At 63.7% G+C, this 19,459-nt stretch carries 19 protein-coding genes; 11 read left to right on the plus strand and 8 right to left on the minus strand.

Annotation, left to right across the window (positions count from 1 at the left end; translation table 11 throughout):
* From HGSM_RS02240 to HGSM_RS02255, 4 genes are all read right to left on the minus strand, one after another.
* Positions 1-1,437, minus strand: a 1,437-nt coding sequence (locus tag HGSM_RS02240) for a M20/M25/M40 family metallo-hydrolase (protein ID WP_051009561.1), incomplete at its 3' end; no start/stop codon positions are given.
* Positions 1,438-1,640: 203 nt separating this feature from the next.
* Positions 1,641-2,492 (minus strand): phosphotransferase family protein, encoded by an 852-nt coding sequence (locus tag HGSM_RS02245; RefSeq protein WP_019147110.1) that lies wholly within the window; start codon positions 2,490-2,492, stop codon positions 1,641-1,643.
* A gap of 152 nt (positions 2,493-2,644) precedes the next feature.
* Positions 2,645-3,646 (minus strand): TIGR03557 family F420-dependent LLM class oxidoreductase, encoded by a 1,002-nt coding sequence (locus HGSM_RS02250; RefSeq protein ID WP_019147111.1) that lies wholly within the window; start codon positions 3,644-3,646, stop codon positions 2,645-2,647.
* Between the two features lie 427 nt (positions 3,647-4,073).
* Positions 4,074-4,862 (minus strand): SDR family oxidoreductase, encoded by a 789-nt coding sequence (locus HGSM_RS02255; RefSeq protein WP_019147112.1) that lies wholly within the window; start codon positions 4,860-4,862, stop codon positions 4,074-4,076.
* A gap of 73 nt (positions 4,863-4,935) precedes the next feature.
* On the opposite strand from HGSM_RS02255, the gene HGSM_RS02260 reads away from it, so the two are divergent.
* The 3 genes from HGSM_RS02260 to HGSM_RS02270 all read left to right on the plus strand — a co-directional run bounded on the left by HGSM_RS02260 (position 4,936) and on the right by HGSM_RS02270 (position 7,132).
* Positions 4,936-5,238, plus strand: coding sequence for a putative quinol monooxygenase (locus tag HGSM_RS02260; protein ID WP_019147113.1), 303 nt, complete (start codon positions 4,936-4,938; stop codon positions 5,236-5,238).
* Positions 5,239-5,433: 195 nt separating this feature from the next.
* On the plus strand, positions 5,434-6,549 hold the full coding sequence (locus tag HGSM_RS02265) for an AAA family ATPase (RefSeq protein ID WP_019147114.1): 1,116 nt from the start codon (positions 5,434-5,436) through the stop codon (positions 6,547-6,549).
* 112 nt (positions 6,550-6,661) lie between these two features.
* Positions 6,662-7,132, plus strand: a complete 471-nt coding sequence (locus HGSM_RS02270; protein WP_154646213.1) for a hypothetical protein — start codon at positions 6,662-6,664, stop codon at positions 7,130-7,132.
* Positions 7,133-7,193: 61 nt separating this feature from the next.
* On the opposite strand, the gene HGSM_RS02275 is transcribed toward HGSM_RS02270, so the two are convergent.
* The 3 genes from HGSM_RS02275 to HGSM_RS02285 form a co-directional block, all read right to left on the minus strand.
* Complete coding sequence (locus HGSM_RS02275; RefSeq protein ID WP_019147116.1) at positions 7,194-8,183, minus strand: 1-phosphofructokinase family hexose kinase; 990 nt, start codon at positions 8,181-8,183, stop codon at positions 7,194-7,196.
* Between the two features lie 74 nt (positions 8,184-8,257).
* Entirely contained in the window at positions 8,258-8,554 is a 297-nt protein-coding gene (locus tag HGSM_RS02280) for an antibiotic biosynthesis monooxygenase family protein (protein WP_019147117.1), read from the minus strand.
* Between the two features lie 96 nt (positions 8,555-8,650).
* A complete protein-coding gene (locus HGSM_RS02285) occupies positions 8,651-9,556 on the minus strand; it encodes an HpcH/HpaI aldolase/citrate lyase family protein (protein ID WP_051009628.1) in 906 nt (301 codons plus the stop codon).
* Between the two features lie 655 nt (positions 9,557-10,211).
* Here HGSM_RS02285 and HGSM_RS02290 point away from each other — a divergent pair.
* Together HGSM_RS02290 and HGSM_RS02295 are read left to right on the plus strand one after the other, a co-directional pair.
* Positions 10,212-10,988, plus strand: coding sequence for an MBL fold metallo-hydrolase (locus HGSM_RS02290; RefSeq protein WP_019147119.1), 777 nt, complete (start codon positions 10,212-10,214; stop codon positions 10,986-10,988).
* A gap of 240 nt (positions 10,989-11,228) precedes the next feature.
* Complete coding sequence (locus tag HGSM_RS02295) at positions 11,229-11,714, plus strand: FBP domain-containing protein (protein ID WP_019147120.1); 486 nt, start codon at positions 11,229-11,231, stop codon at positions 11,712-11,714.
* A 145-nt stretch (positions 11,715-11,859) separates the two neighbouring features.
* Here HGSM_RS02295 and HGSM_RS02300 read toward each other — a convergent pair whose 3' ends face one another.
* Entirely contained in the window at positions 11,860-12,450 is a 591-nt protein-coding gene (locus tag HGSM_RS02300; protein WP_040594511.1) for an LOG family protein, read from the minus strand.
* Positions 12,451-12,790: 340 nt separating this feature from the next.
* Between HGSM_RS02300 and HGSM_RS02305 the strand changes: the two genes are divergently transcribed.
* From HGSM_RS02305 to HGSM_RS02330, 6 genes are all read left to right on the plus strand, one after another.
* Positions 12,791-13,201 carry a TOBE domain-containing protein gene (locus HGSM_RS02305; RefSeq protein ID WP_019147122.1) on the plus strand — a complete coding sequence of 137 codons (411 nt, stop codon included), beginning with the start codon at positions 12,791-12,793 and terminating at the stop codon, positions 13,199-13,201.
* Positions 13,198-14,022: a molybdate ABC transporter substrate-binding protein gene (gene modA, locus HGSM_RS02310; protein ID WP_019147123.1), complete on the plus strand. Its 825-nt coding sequence runs from the start codon at positions 13,198-13,200 to the stop codon at positions 14,020-14,022. The genes HGSM_RS02305 and modA overlap by 4 nt, the downstream gene beginning before the upstream one ends.
* Positions 14,019-14,816, plus strand: a complete 798-nt coding sequence (locus HGSM_RS02315; protein WP_019147124.1) for an ABC transporter permease — start codon at positions 14,019-14,021, stop codon at positions 14,814-14,816. The genes modA and HGSM_RS02315 overlap by 4 nt, the downstream gene beginning before the upstream one ends.
* Positions 14,809-16,005 carry a sulfate/molybdate ABC transporter ATP-binding protein gene (locus tag HGSM_RS02320; protein ID WP_019147125.1) on the plus strand — a complete coding sequence of 399 codons (1,197 nt, stop codon included), beginning with the start codon at positions 14,809-14,811 and terminating at the stop codon, positions 16,003-16,005. Before HGSM_RS02315 ends, HGSM_RS02320 begins: the two co-directional genes overlap by 8 nt.
* A 93-nt stretch (positions 16,006-16,098) precedes the next feature.
* The gene (locus HGSM_RS02325) at positions 16,099-17,703 is read left to right on the plus strand and encodes an MFS transporter (protein ID WP_019147126.1); all 1,605 of its coding nucleotides are present in this window, start codon (positions 16,099-16,101) and stop codon (positions 17,701-17,703) included.
* Positions 17,704-17,984: 281 nt separating this feature from the next.
* The coding region (locus HGSM_RS02330) for a glycoside hydrolase family 3 protein (RefSeq protein WP_040594247.1) at positions 17,985-19,459 on the plus strand (1,475 nt) is incomplete at its 3' end.

The following is a 19,459-nucleotide window of genomic DNA, read 5'->3' on the forward strand; positions in this document are numbered from 1 at the left end:
GATCGCATCGGGGAACGCATCGCGAACGCTCGCGCACAGGATGTCCCACGCCTGGCCGTCGGCGCGGGACACCGCTGAGGGCTCCGTGACATCGAGGATCTCAATGTCGATGAGGTCATCGTCGATTGCACGGCGCACATGGGCCACAGCGTCCGCGCTCGACGAGCCAACCGCGAGCCGCAGGTTCACCGTGGCGGTGGCCGACTCCGCCAAGACGTTGGAGGCTGGCGACCCACTCAGCTGCGTCACTGCAGCGGTGGTCCGGGTCATGGCTGCCGTCTCGGGCCCCGCCAGTTGGAGGGCCTTGGTGAGCGGTCCCGCGAGCGCGTCCACGTTCGCGTACACGAACTTCAGAGCGCCGCTCGCGTACCTGCCTAGTTCCGACATCATCAGCCGGGTGGGCTCGGGCAGCGAGGATGGGAACGCATATTTTTCGATCCGCATAATCGCCCGCGCAATGCGCACGGTTGCGCCGTTCTTGGCTGGGGTTGAGGAGTGTCCGCCCGGGGCCGTCGCCGTGAGCTGGACGTCCAGGATGCCCTTTTCCGCGACCCCGATCATGGCCGCCCAGTGCGGCACGCCCGGCAGGGATCCGGGCTCGACCACGGCGCCACCCTCGTCCAGCACGAGGAACGGCTCGACCCCCAGTTCCGAAAGCTTGTCAGCCATCTCGATCGCGGTATCCCCGGCGACCTCCTCGGTATCACCAAGGCACAGCCACACGTCCCGATTCGGGGTGAAACCGCTGGCCAGAAGCGTCTCAACTCCCCGCAGAATCGTGACAAGCGCGCCCTTATCGTCGATCGCTCCACGCCCGTGGATCCGCTCGCCGTCATTAACGGCGCTGAACGGTCCGTGCGTCCAGGCCGCTGGATCCTCCGCCGGCACCACGTCCAGATGGGCCATGAGTACGAGTGGGCGCTCGTCGCGCCCAGCCCCGCTGGGGGCTGGGGTGGAGGATGTGGTGGAGGGTTCGCGGTGAATCTGATTTTCGACGATACCGCCGCTACCAGCACCAACCCACCTATACATAACCCCGGCCTGGCCCACGGGCGTGGGCTCAAGGGTGCGCGCAAGCAGCGGGAACCGCTCCTCGATGGCGGCGTGGAGCGCGGCGAAGGTCGCGGGATCACGCAGCTCAGGCTTGGACACGGTGGCGCAGCGAATCAGCGCGGCCAGGTCCTCGGCGGCGAGGTCCATAAGCTCAGGGTTGGTGGCGTGGGGCTCGCCAATCTCCTGGTTTGGAGTGTGGCGAGCGGCGCGAATGGCACCGTTTATTCCTAGCGCAGCAAGGCTGATTCCAGCGGTCGCGGCGGTGACTCCGATTGCCGAGCCAACACCGGAAAACGCTGATTTTCCGGCCGAGTTCACGGACTGTGCAGGGGATGCGGGGTCGGCCGGGCGTGCGGGTCCCGGAGCGGCGGGGGTATCTGACATTAGGACAGGATAGCGTGACCTGAGTCACTTGCAATAGGGCGTCTTGCGCGCACGACTCCCCACGCGGCGGGCACCGCTATCGCGGCGCCTCCTCCAGCCCGCCCGACCAACCATACGCTGTGAGATCTCCCATAGGGTATGTGGTCACGCAAGGTTCGGGCACTCCTTGCAGCCTGGGTAGGCAGGAAAGGGAAAGGATGAAGTTAGCGGCGGGCTAGACGTTCTTCAGCTCGCGCTACAGTTTGCTCGATCTCTTGGGCAGAGCGTCCATTGAGCACCGCGAACGCCACGTTTTGCAGTGGAAAGCTGGCGAATCGCACCCTAGCATCTCGAATAACTTGGGGGTCCTCCACCGCACGCTCGACGATGTCGAACCCGTGCCATGCAGCAAGTGATGCAACGTCCGTACTGCGGTCGCTCAGTGATGCAAGATCCCAGTCAATAACCCCAACCAACACGCCGTCCTGCCACATCATGTTGTGACCGGCAAGGTCCCCATGGCTGAGGACCGGGCTGGAATATCCACGCGAAATGACGTCCCCGAGGGCACCGATTGAGTTGGCTACTTTCCCTCGATACGAACTACCGAAGAGCGGAAGCACCCGTTCCTCCATGACATGGCGCCACGTGTCTCCACCACAGTATTCGAGCGGTTCAGCCACAAAGGGGGCGATCGGTGCTAGGTCGGCATTCCACAGTTCGCGGAGGAGATCCATAAGTTGGTTGGGGTCTCCCGTCCCGGAGGTGATTGCTTCTCCAGGGATGTACTCAACTGCCACTGCACTTGTGCCATCTGCATTGACAACGCTGGAAAGTGACCGTGGTGTCCGGAAACTGAAATCGGGAAGGGAATCCACAACCCGCTGCCGACGCGCCATTCGAGCGGCTACCCCAGCATCGCGCGCAATGCGGACCGCAGCCTTCTGCCCTACCAACACTGTCTCGTGGGCCGATCCTCCGGAAACAACCTGACGCGGAAGATCGCGCCAGGCCACAGGCAGTTCATCCAACACGAGGTTAAGCGCGGCGTCGACATTGGCAGGACGTTGGAACATGTCCCCACCCTACCTGCGCGCCAGAGCACTCCACCCCATCCACCAAACGCCGAGATTGCACCTGGGGGTCCGAGAGTGCACGGCGGCCGTGCAGTCTCGGACCCCCAGGTGCAATCTCGGCTAGAGAAGCCGGTGCGGGCGGGGTGGGGCGCTCAGCGCTTGAGCTTTGGCAGCACCTCGCGGCCGAAGACGTCGATCCATTCCTTCTGGTTGCGGCCAACGTTGTGCAGGTAGATGCGGTCGAACCCGAGATCCACGAACTTCTGGATGTGTTCGCGGTGCTTGTCGGGGTCGGAGGAGATAACCATGCGGCCCTCAAAGTCCTCTGGGCGCACGAGCTTGGCCATCTGCTCAAACTCAAACGGGGAGCGGATGTCAGCCTTGGGGAACTTCATGCCACCGTTCGGCCACTCGACCATTGCGTTACGCAGGGCTTCCTCGTCAGTGGGAGCCCACGACATGTGAATCTGCAGGACCTTGGGCATCGCCTCAGGGTCACGCCCTACCTCGCGGGCACCGTCCGCAAACTTGCCGAACAGCATCTCAATCTTTTCCAGCGGGGCACCCACCGTGATGAGCCCATCCGCATGCTTGCCGGCGCGCTTGGCAGTGACGGGTCCGGCGGTGGCCACGAGGATCTCTGGCGCTACCTCGGGCATGGTCCACAGGCGGGTGGACTCCATCTTGTAGAACTGGCCCTGGTGCTTGACGTCCTTACCCGCGAGCGAGGCATTGAACAGCTTCTTGATAATGTCGATGGCCTCGAACATGCGGTTGATGCGTTCTGGAGCCTCCGGCCAGTACTGGCCCATGATGTGCTCGTTGAGGGCCTCGCCTGAGCCCAGCCCAAGCCAGTGGCGGCCCGGGTACATCGCTGCCAGCGTGGCCGAGGCCTGCGCGACCATCGCCGGGTGCCAGCGGAAGGTTGGGGCAGTGACACCCGGGCCAATGTCTCCGCGCGTGCGCTCACCAAGGGCCGACAGCACGTTCCACACAAAGGCGCTCTGTCCCTGCTGAGGAACCCACGGCTGGAAGTGGTCCGCAGCCATGACGCCAGAGAACCCGTTTTCTTCGGCGTACTGCGAGTACTCGATGATGTCTGTTGGGTGAAACTGTTCCAGCATTGCTGCATAGCCAATTGTCAGATTCGACATGAGTTTCCTTTGTCCATCGGTGCCTTTGCCAGTGACAACACTGTCCGTGGCGGCTCTGTTCCACTTGCTTAAGTGACCCTACCCTTGCCAAGTGCAATGCATCACCTCTTGTGTGACAGATCGCGGAATATTTCGATGGCGAGATAAGTTAGAAGACACAAGAACTGCAAGCATCCGCCTGCACCGCAACTGGTGCTGTCGGACTTCCCAGTTCCCCCGAGTTTGGTGTTGCCACCCGGTGAAGGGCTCTACCCGTGCTCCTCGTGAGCGCAACGCTCCCAGTGAGCGTGTAGTGCCGCCATCCGTGCCCGAGAACCAACAACTCCAGTGACGGCAACACCAATATGGCCGGCTTTCCCACAAGGAAAGCCGGCCATCACTGTTTCTCACCGCGCTCCCTCTCCCCGGTAGGGAGAGGCTCCCATGCTTAGTCTTGGAATCCCAGCGGCCCCTTGGCCAACTTGGTTGCGCCGCCCTGCGCCACCGGGCGCACAATCATGGTGTCGATGTTGACGTGCTTGGGCAGCGTCACGGTCCAGCGCACGGCCTCAGCAATGTCCTCGGCCAACAGCGGACGGTCCACGTTCTCGTACACGCCCGCCGCGCGCTCAGCGTCCCCGTCGAACCTGACCAGCGAAAACTCCTCTGTGTGGACCATTCCCGGCGCGATTTCGATGACGCGCAGGGGCTCACCCACAAGCTCGAGGCGCAGCGTGCGCGCGGCGACGCGCTCGCCATACTTGGACGCCACATAACCGGCGCCGCCCTCGTAGGGTTCGTGTCCGGCGGTCGAGGTAATAAACACGATGTCGCCCGCGGTTTCCCTCAGCGCCGGCAACAGCGCCTGAGTCATGCGCAGGGTTCCCACCACGTTGAGCTCGTACATCGCACTCCACTTGCCCAGGTCCGCGCCGTCCACGCGGTCCAAGCCGAGCGCCCCACCCGCGTTGTTGACAAGCACATCCACCCTGCCACCAGCGGTAATGGACGTGACCGCCTGGGTGACTGAATCGTCGTTAGTCACATCCGCAACCACGATTTCACAGCCGGTCTCGGCGGCGAGCGCCTCAAGGCGCTCGGCCCGCCGCGCGACCGCGACCACGTCCCAGCCCTGCGCGCGCAACGCGCGCACGGTTGCTGCACCGATTCCCGACGATCCCCCTGTGACCACTGCGCGCTTGGTCGTCGGGAGGGTGGCTGGCTGAGTCGACGTCATACTGATGGGCCTTTCGCGAGAATCCGAGGTTGTGTGCTCCTTACTCTAGACCCGACGCTGATAGCGTTGAATCATGACCTATGCATCTATCGGCACGATGGGCGTGAAGCCCGGAATGCGCGACGCCGTGATCGACATCCTCATCCGCAAGAACGCCTCGCTGGGGGACATCGGCTGCCTCGTGTACGAGGTGGGCGGACGCGACGACGACCCGGACACCGTGTACGTAGCCGAGATCTGGGAGTCCGCGGAGGCGCACGACAAGTCCCTCGACCTAGACGAGGTCAAGGCCGCCATCTCCGAGGCAATGCCCATGCTGACTGGCGACTACGGCGGGTACGACTTCATGGTTGCGGGATCGCCGATCCGCGACTGATACTCCGATTCGCGACTGCCCCTCCGATCGAGAGTATCCCTGAGCCCACTCCCGACATCGAGAGTGGGCTCAGGGATACTCTCGATCACTGCGGGGTGGGGTGGGGGTAGGGTCGGGGTGGTTCGGAAGCACGCCTTCGTGGCGGGCGGGCTGTCCCACAAACGCCCTGTCACACCCCTGCCGTAACCTGACTACATGCTCAAGACCCTGGCCATTGAGAACTATCGCTCGCTCGAGGACGTCACCGTCGGGTTCGAACAACTGAACGTGATCACGGGCCCAAACGGCTCCGGGAAGTCCAACCTGTACCGGGCGCTCGGCCTCATCAATGAGGTCGTGCACCACGGCGCCCTCACCTCCCTGGCGCACGAGGGCGGCCTCCGCAACGCGCTGTACGCGGGGCCTCGGCGCTCCAAGCGCGTGGCCCTGCGCCTCGGTATTGCGACCGACGACTTCAACTACGCGATCGACCTTGGCCTCCCCCAGATGGGCCCGTTCCCGCTGGACCCCGAGGTCAAGTCAGAGACGGTCTGGCACGGCACAGTTCCGCGCCCAGCCACGATTCTGGCGCAGCGCTCGGGACAGAATGTGACGCTCGTATCCGAGTCCGGCAGTAAGGAGGCCTCGCCCTGGAAGCCTCGTCCCGAGGAGTCAATGCTGGCTGCGCTCACCGACCCAATGATCTCCCCTGAGCTTTATTCCCTTAAGGAAACCGCTCGCGGCTGGCGTTTTTACGACGGCCTGCGAGTGGACCTCAATTCCCCCGCACGCCGCCCGAGCCCCGCAACCTTCACGCCCACGCTCGCGCCCGATGGCTCCAACCTGGCCTCGGCGCTCGCCACCGTCCTAAGGGTTGGCCAAGAGCGGAGTTTGCGCGCCGCCGTTGCCGGAGCCTTCGACGGCGCTGACATCTCGGTGGAAGAGGACGAACGGGGAATCGCAACACTTGCATTCCAAAGCTCCGGCCTGAAACGCGCACTGAACGCCTCCGAGATCTCGGACGGGACACTGCGTTTCATCATGCTCGCCACGATCCTGCACTCTCCTAGACCCGCACCGCTACTGGTCCTCAACGAGCCCGAATCCTCGCTGCACGCCTCACTCGTGCCGGCTCTCGCTCGCATGATCGTGACCGCCTCCCGCGACTCCCAGATCATCGTGGTCTCGCACTCCGAATCCCTCGTGCAGACCTTGCGCGAGGAGCAATCCGCCACGAACGTCATCGAGCTCGCACCCGGCTCCCCCACCTCCATAGTGGGGCAGATGCGCTTTGAGGGCCCCGAGTGGGCGTGGCCCGCGGCCCGCTCGTAACCTCGCACGCCCGCCTCCCGTTCGGAGTAACCCTCCTCCCGGTCGTAACCGCGCGACCTTGGTTATAGGCTGGGCAAAACGGTAGGGGCAATACCGCGAGGGGACACCGGCCATGACAGATTCATACGGCGACCGACTAGACAGCGTCACCAAGGAACGAGTGTGGCGCGCCCACCTCGCACACCACTCTTTCGTGATCGCAGAGCTCGACTATCTGCGCGCAATGCTTCAGGTCGCGGAGTCAGATCTGCCCCTCGAGCGCATTGCGACACCCATGCACCTAACCACTTTTGAGGTCGAGATGGTGCTCGTACAGGCCGCTGATGTGACTCCCGCCCGGCCCGGTTTTTCCGGTGCCAACCCGTATGAGATCTGCCAACGTTTTGCTGTGGGGTTGCTCTCCCGATCCGAGGTTGTGGCCGAGTTGAGCACGTGGGACTACGCACCCGAAGGTGAAATGCGTGGCCTGCACGCCGTCCCCACACGTGCCGCTTTTGATGAGGTCGGCCTAGCATTCGATCACGGCCTCCTCGACCGCACCACGTTTGAGGAGATCCTCAAAAACCTGGCCTCGCAGGACTAGTCAGAGGCCCCGCGGCACGCCCGTTGTGCTGTGGTGCGGTTACCACCCCGTTGCCCTGCAGTCACTGCGCTAGGCGCAGTGACCTGTCCGGATTTTCGACGATCGTGGTCACTTCCCGTTCCACGTCGCCCGGCCGCGGGACAGCCGTGCCTGGCTGCCGCACTGCGGCCTGTCCCCATGCCGCGGCACTCTTCAGCGCCTCGGCAAAGTCCGGTTCGGCGCCGGAAACCGGATCACCTACCGCATGTAGGAACCCAGCGAGCATGGAGTCGCCGGCGCCCACGCTCGAGCGCGCAACGATTGGTTCGCCCTGCGCCAGCCACACCCCGCGCCGGGACACGAGGAGCGCGCCGAGACTCCCTAGGCTCACGAGCGCGTTGTCCACGCAGCCAAGCAGTTTCACCGCGGTGACCACGTCCGCCACCGTGACCAGTGGCCGATTCACCAGCTCGGAGAGTTCCTCGAGGTTGGGTTTGATCAGCCAGATTTGCGCCACGGTGTCCACGATCGTCTGGCTCAGCGCCTCACCGGAGGTGTCGAGCACGAACCGTGCGCCGGCCGCTGTCACGGCCTCGGCCAGGCGGGCGTAGTAGTCCGTGCCGACGCCGGGCGGCAAGCTTCCGCACGCCACCACAGTTGCTGTGCTGGGTCCGGCGGCAGCCGCTTCATCGACGGCCCGCAGGACGGAAGCGGTCAGCGCCTCAAGTTCCGCTGCCTCCACGACTGGCCCTGGTGCGTTCAGCTTGGTTGTGGACCCACCATCGTGAGCAATGGTGAGGTTCGACCGCGTGTCCTGCCGCACGGGTACTGCAACCGCCCGCACACCCTCGACCCGCGAGAGCAGAGAATCGAGCAGCCGACCATCGTTTCCACCCCGCGGATACACCGCTACGGATCCAGTCCCGTGAGCCGCGAGCGCCCGCGATACGTTGATCCCCTTTCCACCCGCGTCAACGCGTGAGTGATCGGCTCGGTTAACCTCCCCGAGCGCGAGGCTGGGGATTTCTAGGGTGCGGTCAATGGATGGGTTGGGTGTGACGGTGATGATCATGTGGGGTGGGGATCTCAAACCTATGTGGTGGGAAGTGCAGAGTGTTAGCAGTCAAATACCCGCTGGTGTGGGCCCTAGAGTTCTACGACGTCAAACTCCATGAGGTCGGCACCAGTACCTACGGGCTTCGTTCCCTCGGGGCGGGCGTGTGCCTGTGCTGCCTTTCCGTCCCTCCACGCTTCGAAGTCTGCGCGGCTCGCCCACTGGGTCATCACAAAGTAACGGTTTTCACCTGCGGTTGGTCGCAGCAGCTGGAATCCCTCGAAACCGGGTTCCTGATCCACTGAGTGCTTGCGCGCAGCAAACCTCTTTTCCAGTTCAGGACCAGCACCTTCTGGCACGGAAATTGCGTTGATGACTACCACGGACATGAATGCTCCTTAACTTGCTTCTGCCAGTTGAACTTTTGTGGTTGAGACGGGGTACTGCCAAGACGAACCACTCAGCGGAGCACTAGGCGTGCTCCTCTAGTTCCGCCACAGCCCATAGGTCTCGGCGAGGTTTGCGATCTTCTGCGCACGGGCGAGTCGCGGCAGGTAAGAACCGTCCGCAATGTTGACGCCCTTCTTGCTGCTCAGCGAGTGCGCATGCCGTTCGATCATTTCACGAGCCCAGCCGAGTTCCTCAACGCTCGGCGAAAGACCCTTATTGATGTCGTCGGCTTGGTCCGGGTTAAGGCAGAGCTTGCCGGTCATACCCATACGCTGGGTGATCTCGCACGCCTCGAGCACATCTTCCCACTCGTCAGTAGGACCTGGTGGGCCGTCAATCGGACCGGGCAGCTTGCCTACACGGGATGCGACCACGAGCTTTCCGCGCGCGTAGGCGAGTGCCATCGGGTCCTCAGTGACGCCCGTGTCCTTGCGGAAGTCGTTGACGCCAAACGCCAGGCGGAAGGTTCCGGGAGCTGACGCGATCGCTGTTGCGTTCTCGATCCCGAGCGCTGACTCCACCAGCGCGATCACGGGGGTACCCGCGCGCAACTGCATGGCGGTCAGCGTGACCTGGTCGGGCTTCTCGGTTTCCGCAAGCATCACACCTCGCAGCCCAGCCGCCGTGACCAGTGCGGATACGTCGTCCTTCCAGTGCGGGGAGGTCATGGCGTTGATGCGCACCCAAGCGCTCATTCCCGAGGAGAGGGCCCGCATCACGTTGTAGCGCGCATCTTCTTTGAGGTCGTCGGCAACGGCCGCCTCAAGGTCAAAGATGACAGAGTCGGCCTCCGAACGAAGCGCGTCCTCGAAGAGCTCAGGTTTGCTTGCGTTGACCAGAAGCCAGGAGCGCGACAGGTTTGCGGGAAGTTTCGCCGCGCGTTCGTTGCGGATACCCTCGGCACCGTCCCCTCTGTCCCGGGGCTGGCGGTGGCTGGTCATCGGGGAACTGTGGGCTCCAGGTCGCTCGGTCTCGGACTCATCCGGAGAGGACCCTCTCCATTCGCGGCCGGCATGGGCGACATGCTCAGGCCCGCGATCTGCGGATGCGGAATCGGGTTCGGGTTCGGTTGAGGAGGGCCCGGGTGCGGGCGTTGAGCCTTGCGGATCGATGTTGTGCTCGTCGTTGAGTTCCATGTGGATCACCTGCGGGGTCTGTGACGGATCGTCTTCCATCCTATTGTGGCTGACCGTCCGCGGCTATGGCCCCAAGGAATCGCAGGGTGGAGGACCCATCTGCCGCCATAAACGCGCATACGTCCCTCGGCAACGTTGCCGAAGAACGCAGAGCTACTCACCAAAGAAGCGACGTCTGCCGAGTCTCGCGCAAGACGGAGCAGACGCCGCAGTTCTGGGGTTGTCGAATGCAGCCGGATGCATGGCGTAGAAACCGTCCACGCGTCCTGTAAGAAATGTTAACCCCTTGACCATACCTAAACCGTCATATCCGACAGGTTCCGCCGCATGTCTCACAACTATTGCCTCACAGTCGGTCGAACAGCCGTGTCCGGGCATCTAAGGCCGAGGGCTTTGCCTGCATTCCAGCGGAGCGTGCCCTAGCCTGAACATACGAGTTCCCACCGCCCCGGAGTCCGCCGTGCCTGATGATCCTGCCGCCACCGCGTTCTGGACCGCAATCGCGCCCAGCGTCTACGTGCACGCACTCAAGCCCTTCGCCGTGAACACCTATATGATCAGCAGCTCGGCTGGGTTTGTCCTTGTGGACTCGGGAAACAACGCGGCCCAAGGCCGCCAGATTTACGACGAATCCCTTACGTTGGACCGCCACCTCACTCCCCCAGCAGGGCTAAGTGAGACAGAGGCAATCGCCCGCCGGACTGGAGGGTGTGTAGCGCTCATCAACACCCACGCCCACTACGACCACTGCTTTGGTAACTCCGTGTTCGCGGACGCTGGGATACCCATATATGGGCATGCCCGCCACGAGGAGCACCTCGCTACCCGCGGCGTGCTCGAGCTAGTGCGCTACCAGCACGGCCTGTTCGAGGAGGGCGTGGAACCCGGCCTCTGGGATGACGTGACGATCGCTGGTGCTAGCTCTATCGTCGAGAATCAGGAGCGCATCACGCTGGGAAGTGAGTTGCTGACGATGCGGGCGTTCGCGCCCGCGCACACGATGGCGGACCTGGCGGTTCACGTACCGTGGGCGAACGCGTGGATCGTGGGAGACCTTGTGGAGACCGCAGGCGAGCCGAGCATTGAGACGGATTCCGACCTAGCGGGATGGGTCAGGGCGCTGGATTGGCTCCTGGCCTGCGGAAACACTGCAACGATGTACCTTCCCGGCCACGGTAAGCCAGCCGGCCCACAGGACGTGCGAGAGCAACGGGAATGGCTGCGTGCGCGGATGTGACTCGCGCCAAATGAGGTGCACACGCTTGGCGCGCAGGTATACGGTGGCGAGGTAGCACTATGAAAGGACCGGTGGCCCAAGTGGCCTGCACTGCACATTCCTGATTCCCCCCTGGCGACCGCGCAGCGGACAGCTCAACGGCCCGCGTGTATGCCGCAAGGCGCTCTTCAACGTCTCGCGGATCGCCTCCGCCCGCATAGGCGGGCTTCTTTGCGTACCCATTAATCAGGAAGTTTTGTCATGCAACCGCTTACCCCCAAGTCCCTTCGAGACTCCTTTGTAAACACCTCCAAGCGCGAGGCGGCCGAAGCCATCCCTCCGTTCCGCCTAGAAACAGTGGAGTGGGAGAAGCTCGAGGTATTCGGCTGGATCGACCGCTCAAACCCGCTGCTCGGCTTCGTTGTCATCCCGCTCGACGGTGAGCCCGTGGGCATCATGCTCCGCGCCTCGGGAAACAAGACCAAGAAGACCATGTGCGCGCTGTGCGAGGACATCGTTGACGTCAGCGACGTCAAGCTGTTTGTGGCAAAGCGTGCGGGCGCGGCCGGCCGCAAGGGCGACACCGTAGGCACGCTCATTCACGGCCACTTTGGCTGCTCCAAGCAGGTGCGCCGCAAGCCCAACTCGATTGAGGGCAAGCGCGATCCGGAGAAGTTCATTGCCGACCGGATCGAGGCCCTCGTGGCGAACGCAGAACAGTTTGCGCGCCGGGTGCTTGGCTCCTAGTTAGCGCCGAGCTTTAGTAGATCCGTGGCGCGGCAGGTGTTGGCGCCTGCCGCGCGCGGCACGCTTTGATCTCTGCTGAACACCGCACACATAGGCATTATGCGGAACACGGCTTACGCTGCACCCAGTTGAGAACCTAACCGGCCTACGATGCCTTGGCCCACTTCACCTCGGGCTCGCTCCACGCAGCCATCCGCTCGAGCAGTTTGGGCATGGTGGACTCCACAATGAGAGAGTCTCGGTACTGCGGGCGCAGGAAGCCACCCACGATCATGCCGTCGATCGCCTTGAGTAGGCCGTCCCAGAACCCATTAATGTTCAGCAGCGCCACCGGCTTGGCGTGAATGCCGAGTTGCTGCCAGGTCCACACCTCAAAGAACTCCTCGAGCGTGCCAGCCCCACCAGGGAACGCCACAAAAGCATCCCCGAGCTTGGCCATACGAGCCTTGCGTGCGTGCATGTCCTCGACCACCTCAATCGTGGTAAGGCCTGGATGCGCAATCTCCGATTCCACGAGTGCGCGTGGCATCACACCGTGGACTCGTCCACCAACGGCGAGTGCGGCGTCCGCGACCGCTCCCATGAGCCCGGTTTTGCCGCCGCCGTAGACGATCTCGATGTCGGCTTGGGCCAGTTCCGCGGCCGCGCGCTGGGCCGCGCTCTTATAGCCGGGCACGCTTCCATCGGCTGAGCCAGTGAACACAGTTACGCGGGAGATTCGATGAGGTGCAGTCACGCGTTCAGTTATAGCCCTGCCCTCTGACACCGCAAAGTCGAACACGCCGCCAACCACTAAATAGGCCACCAATCCACAACCTATCCACAACATGTTGTGGATAGAACCCCTCAACCCCAACCACTCCCACCCCAACCCAACCCCCTCTACTTCATCGAGAGTATTCCTGAGCCCACTCTCGAGGTCGAGAGTGGGCTCAGGAATACTCTCGATGGAAAGAGGGTGGGAGAGCCGGAAGGAGGGTGGGGAGGGAGAGCAGGAGAACCGGAGGGTGGTGAGTTCCGCAAACCAGGACCAAAGTTCCACCTGCTTCCGCATATACGGGTGCTAGATTCGCATTATGGCGAGAATTCGGATCTCCGCAGCTGCTAGCGTGATGGGCGTCAGTGACGACACTATCCGGCGCTGGATCGACTCAGGCAGACTCACCGCGGACACGGACGACTCGGGGAAGCGGGTTGTGGACGGGGCCGAACTCGTGGCCCTCGCGGAGGAAATAGCCCAGGCCGCCTCCCTCGAACACCTGGACGGCGGAGCAGGTCACCGTTCTGCCCGTAACCACCTCACGGGTTTGGTATCCCGAATCGTCTCGGATCAGGTCATGAGCCAGGTCGAGCTGCAGTGCGGCAATTACCGAGTGGTCTCACTCATCTCGACCGAGGCCGTCCAAGATCTCGGCCTCGAGGTCGGATCCATCGCCACCGCTGTCATCAAGTCCACGAACGTTTCCATCGAAGGGCCACGACCATGACCGCGATTCGTTTCCGCTCCCGCTTTCACTCGGTCGCGCTCTCCGCGTTTGTGACCGCAGCCGTGGCCGCATCCATTACGGGATGCCAAACGCAAGCAGGCCCGCCCGGCGACAGTCCTAACACGGCCAACACCACTAACACCATCGGCACCAACCCGGACGCGCAGACACCTTCCGCCGACGGCGCCACTATCTTTGCGGCCGCGTCGCTGTCCAAGGTCTTTCCGCTGATCGAGTCGAACGTGAATTACTCGTTCGACGGCTCCTCGGGACTGGTCGACCAGCTCGCTGGAGGCGCCCCAGCCGACGTGTTCGCGTCAGCCGACAAGGCCAACATGGACAAGGCCGTGGCGGCAGGCGTGATCGAGGGCGATCCCGTCATGTTTGCCACGAACCACCTGGTCCTGGTCACTCCGGCCGACAACCCCGCCTACATCACGGGGTTCGACTCCTCCTTGGACGGAACCCGCCTAGTCACGTGTGCGCCCGACGTCCCGTGCGGCGCCGCAACAGCCCGGATTTCCGAGTCCACCGGCCTCACACTGGCCCCCGTATCCCAGGAATCTTCCGTAACCGACGTGCTTGGCAAGGTCACGTCCGGCGAGGCGGACGCCGGAATCGTCTACGCAACCGACGCCTCGGGCGCAGGCAAGAAGGTCCTCACGTTCGAGATCCCCGGCGCCACCGATGACCCCAACACGTACTGGATCGCGCAGGTCAAGGACGCTCCGCACCCCGAGGCTGGAGCAGCGTTCATCGCCGCAATTACCGGCCCGGGCTCCGCGCAGCTACAACAGTTCGGCTTCGGCCCGGCCAAATGAATCAGTTTCCGCGCTGGGCGTGGGTTCCGTTCTGGCTAGGGATCGCGTTCCTCGCGATCCCGTTGGCCGCCATGTTTGTGCGCGTCCCGTGGTCCGCCCTGCCAGAACTCCTCGCCTCGGATCGCGCTCAGGATGCACTGCGCCTGTCCCTGCTCACCTGCCTCATGACCACCGCAATTGTCCTACTCCTCGGCGTGCCCCTCGCACTCGTGCTCGCTCGCTCGCGCCGCCCCTGGGTGCGCGCGCTGCGCACGCTCGTGACCGTCCCGATGGTCCTCCCACCCGTTGTGGCCGGCCTGGCCCTCCTCACTGCGTTCGGCCGGCGCGGCCTGATCGGCGCGCACCTGTCCGCGTGGGGAATTGATATTGGATTCACGACGATTGCCGTAGTAATTGCACAAACTTTCGTTGCGCTTCCCTACTTGGTTATTGCCCTGGAGGGCGCGCTGCGCTCTGCTGGCTCGCGCTATGAAAGGGTCGCCGCGAACCTCGGAGCCTCACCCTCCCGCGTGTTCTGGCGGGTCACCGTGCCCATTGCGGCACCGGCTATCGCCTCCGGGACGGCCCTCGCGTTCGCGCGGGCGCTCGGCGAGTTTGGCGCAACTCTGACGTTCGCGGGTTCGCTCCAAGGCACGACCCGTACCCTCCCCCTCGAGATTTACCTGCTCCGGGAGTCCGACTCGGACCTAGCGCTTGCGCTATCCGTGGTGCTCATCGCGGTCGCGGTCGTGATTGTTGCGATCTCCACCAAGCTCAGTTCGGGCACGGGCGAAAGGGTGGTGGCTCATGGCTAGTTTCCTCAGCGTCACCGCCTCGATGGCCAGCCGCGATGCGCAGTTCACGCTCGACGTCAGCAGGGGCGAGGTGGTTGCCGTTGTTGGGCCAAACGGCGCCGGAAAATCGACTCTCCTCGGCCTTATCGCCGGCTCCCTACGGGCCACGGGCGGACGGGTGGAGATGCTGGGAGCTGCTCTATCGTCGGAAAGCACACACGTACCACCCCACAAACGCACCGTGTCCTACGTGGAGCAGCGACCGCTGCTCTTCCCCCACCTGAACGTGGCTGAAAACGTAGAGTTCGGGCCGCGATCGCGCGGCGCGCGCAGGGGCGTAGCCCGCGAGCGGGCGCGCGCCGAACTCGCCGCCACCGGCCTGGCCGATCTGGCGGAACGCAAGCCCTCTGCACTCTCGGGCGGGCAGGCGCAGCGCGTCTCCATCGCGCGGGCGCTGGCAATCGACCCTGACCTACTGCTGCTCGACGAACCCTTTGCGGCGCTCGACATCTCCGTGACTCCGGCCGTCCGATCGCTCCTGCGGGAGCGACTGGAACGCGCTAATCAAACGGCTCTGATCGTGACGCACGATCTGCTGGACGTGGTCGCGCTGGCGGACACGGTCGCGTTGGTCGAAGGCGGGCGGATCGTGGCGCACGGGCCAGTGGACGAGCTATGTGCGGCCCCACCCACACACTTCATGGCGGAGTTTGTGGGCCTGAACCTGATGCACGGACAGGCCGTGGAAACTGACGTGGTTGACCTCGGAGGCGGGCTGCGGCTGAGCGGGATCGGCGAGGTGTCCGCGGGCAGCCCTGCGCGCGCAACCTTCCCACCCAATGCGGTGAGCCTGCACCGGCACGAGGTCGGCGGAAGCCCCCGCAACGCGCTGCCCGTGGTGGTGCGGGACCTGGAATCGCAGGGCGCGGTGGTGTCGGTAGCGCTGGAGGTTGAAACTGGCGGGGCTGGGGTTGGGGTTGGGGCTGGGGTTGGGCTTGGTTCTGGCGGAGCTGGGGTTGGGGCTGGGGCTGGGGTTGGGCTTGGTTCTGGCGGTTCTGGCACGGCGGGCCTCTCGGCAGGCGCGCAGCGGCTGCGAGCCCACGTGACACCGGCAGCAATAGCGGAACTGAATCTGCTGCCGGGAGACCGTGTGGTCGCATCCATCAAAGCGTCGCAGGTTGCGCTGTATCCGGTGCACCAAAAGTCCTAGGTTTCCCCGAATCGCCTACACAAACTAGCAGATCAAGCGCTCGCACCCGAGTTTTTCAGACGATTTGTCAGGTGCAGGCGTAGCATTACTCGCATGTCATCAGATCGCCTGCACGCCTACCGCTGGTGGGGACTCGCCGCAATCAGCCTAGGCGTTGCGCTCATCATCATGGACTCGACAATCGTCTCCGTGATTATTCCGCCCATCATCAAGGATCTGGACCTCTCCACGACCCAGGTTCAGTGGGTGCAAGAGATCTACACCCTCGTGTTCGCCGCGCTCCTCATGGTGTGGGGCAGGGTTGCGGACAAGGTCGGGCGCAAGCGCATCCTGATCACGGGTGTCATCATCTTTGCTACGGCGTCCATGGCGTGCGCGGCAGCCGACTCCGGCACGTTCCTCGTGGCCGCGCGTGCGGTCCAGGGTATCGGTGGCTCGATGATCATGCCCACCACGCTCTCCCTGCTGAACGCCACCTTCCACGGCAAGGAACGCACCATCGCGTTCGCTGTATGGGGATCCACGATCGGCGGAATGGCTGCGATTGGGCCGGTAGTGGGCGGCTGGCTCGCAACCGTTGCCAGCTGGCACTGGGCCTTCCTCATCAACCTGCCGTTCGGTCTGCTCATCATCCTGGGCGTCTCGCTGTTTATTGCGGAGTCCAAGGAGGCCAGCACGCAGAGGCTCACGGACTGGTTTGGTGGGCTGCTGTCCATCGCTGGGTTTGGATCACTAGTGTTCGCGCTCATTGAGGGCCGTACCTACGGCTGGTGGCGCGCGGAGCCGGGCGCCTCGGCGAACTTAGGGAACTTCTCGATCATCCCGATTGTGTTCGCCGCGGCTGTGGCGATCCTCATCAGCTTTGTCCTGTGGGAACGCCGCCGCATGCGGGCCGGGCTCTCCACGATCCTAGACGTCTCGCTCTTCGGAATCTCATCTTTTGCAAACGGCAACGTCACGGCGCTCGTGGTCTCGATGGGAGAGTTCGGACTGATCCTCTCCCTTCCGCTGTGGTTCCAAAACGTTGCGGGACTCGACACGTTCCACGCAGGTCTGGCTCTGGTGCCGCTCGCCGTGGGCTCATTTGTGGCGTCCGGCGCCGTCCAAGGGCTGGCCAAGATAATGACCCCGATCCAGATGGTTCGCATGGGTCTGGTTCTGGAGATCCTAGGCATCGCGGCGCTCGCGACCCTCATCCGGGTGGATTCTTCGCTCTGGATGACCTCGACCACCCTGTTCATCTACGGAATGGGCGTCGGGTTTGCCACGGCGCAACTGACCTCAATCATTCTGGTGGACGTCCCAGTGGAGCGCTCCGGACAGGGGTCCTCCACCCAGTCCACAAGCCGCCAGGTGGGATCCGCGCTCGGCATCGCGATCCTTGGAACCGCGCTGTTCACATCACTCAAGTCGGGCACTCAGTCACGCGCGGCTGACCTTGTGGCCGCGAACCCTGAGCTGCAAAAGCTCGTAGATGCCGTGACGCACTCATCGGGTGGGCTGATCCCTCAGTTTGCAGCCGACGAACGCACCGCGCCCATCGCACAGGCAGCGTCCGAGGCCCTCACCCACGGCGTTCAGATTGCTGGTTGGATCGGCGCGAGCGTGCTCGTGTTCGGACTGCTCACAAGCATGCGCATCGGGAAGTCACCGGTCAGCTCGGAAGCAACCGAGGTGAGCGGCAGCCCATCACACTAGATCGCGTGGCCGGGGTGGCCTGCTTAGTCGACTTTTTCGGAGTGCTCAGCGTGGTCAGCTTGGTCAGCGACCCGCGGTTCCAGGAAGTTTCCCTGCACAGGATCTAGTACCGCGCGCATGATTGCCTCGATCGCAAACTGACTCGCACGTGCCAACCCGATGCAGCACTCCCTGTCATTTGTAGTGTGGGAGCGCTACCATCTTGCTAGCGGAGGGAGTCTCTTCCCGCTTGCCATCCACGGTTCGCCGTTCATCGTTCGCAGCCAGAAGGAGCAGTAACCATGACTCACGAGATCACGTATCGTGACGCCTCCCTCCCCATTCCGGAGCGCGTCGCCGACCTCATCTCCCGGATGACCCCGGAGGAAAAGGTTGGGCAGATGATGCAGCTCGATGCCCGCGGGGACCTGAACCATCTGGTCAACGAGCGGCACGTGGGTTCGATCCTGCACACCTCGCCCGAGAACCTGATTGAGGCGCACGCGCTGACCGACCAGACTCGACTGCAGATCCCGCTACTCGTGGGCGAGGACTGCATTCACGGTCACTCGTTCTTCCCGGGTGCCACGATCTTCCCCACCCAACTGGGTATGGCTGCCTCGTGGTCATACGAACTGGCAGAAAAGGCCGCCCGCGTGACCGCAGTCGAGGCCGCGGCGACCGGCATCCACTGGACCTTCTCCCCCGTCCTGTGCATCGCGCGTGACCTGCGTTGGGGCCGCGTCAACGAGACGTTCGGCGAGGACCCACACCTCATCGGCGAGCTCGCATCCGCGATGGTCAAGGGCTACCAGGGCAACGGCCTGAACGATGAGACCGCGATTCTGGCTACCGCCAAGCACTTCGCCGCCTACTCCGAAACCCAGGGCGGACGCGACGCCTCCGAGGCCGACGTCTCGCACCGCAAGATGCGCTCCTGGTTCCTGCCACCGTTCGAGCGCGTGGCCAAGGAAGGCTGCCGCACGTTCATGCTCGGTTACCAGTCCACCGACGGCGTGCCCATCACGATCAACAATTGGCTCCTGAACGACGTCCTGCGCGGCGAATGGGGCTACACCGGCATGCTCATCACCGACTGGGACAACGTGGGACGCATGGTCTGGGAGCAGAAGATCATGCCGGACTACATGCACGCCGCCGCGGCCGCAGTGAAGGCCGGCAACGACATGGTCATGACCACGCCGCAGTTCTACGAGGGTGCACTCGACGCACTGCAAAAGGGCATGCTCACCGAGGCTGACCTCGACGCCGCCGTCTCCCGCATCCTGACCCTCAAGTTCGAGCTCGGACTGTTCGAGAACCCGCGCCGCCCCGACTCCGCACGCATCACCTCGGTCCTCGGAACCGACGAGCACACCGCGATCAACCTCGATGTGACCCGCCGCTCCCTGGTCCTGCTGGAAAACGACGGGGTGCTGCCGATCGCGGCAGAACCGTCGGTAATCAAGAAGATCGCTGTGGTGGGCCCCAACGCCAACGACCACCAGTACCAGCTGGGCGACTGGGCCGGAAACTCCGGCCAAGCCGGCTGGATGCCGGACGGCCACAACGTTGAGCAGATCACCACCGTATTCGGGGGTCTGCGCGACCTCGCCCCCGAGGGCTGGACCGTGGAATACGCTCGCGGCGCCAACGTGGTCACTCTTGAAGACGACCCAGCGGGTCAGTTCTTCCCAGACGGCCAACCCCGTCCACAGGTCGCCGTTCCGGCGCCCGTAGACCAACAACTTAACGACGAGGCCCTTGCGCTGGCAGC

The organism is Timonella senegalensis JC301, from assembly GCF_000312125.1.
Lineage (GTDB): Bacteria > Actinomycetota > Actinomycetes > Actinomycetales > Cellulomonadaceae > Timonella > Timonella senegalensis.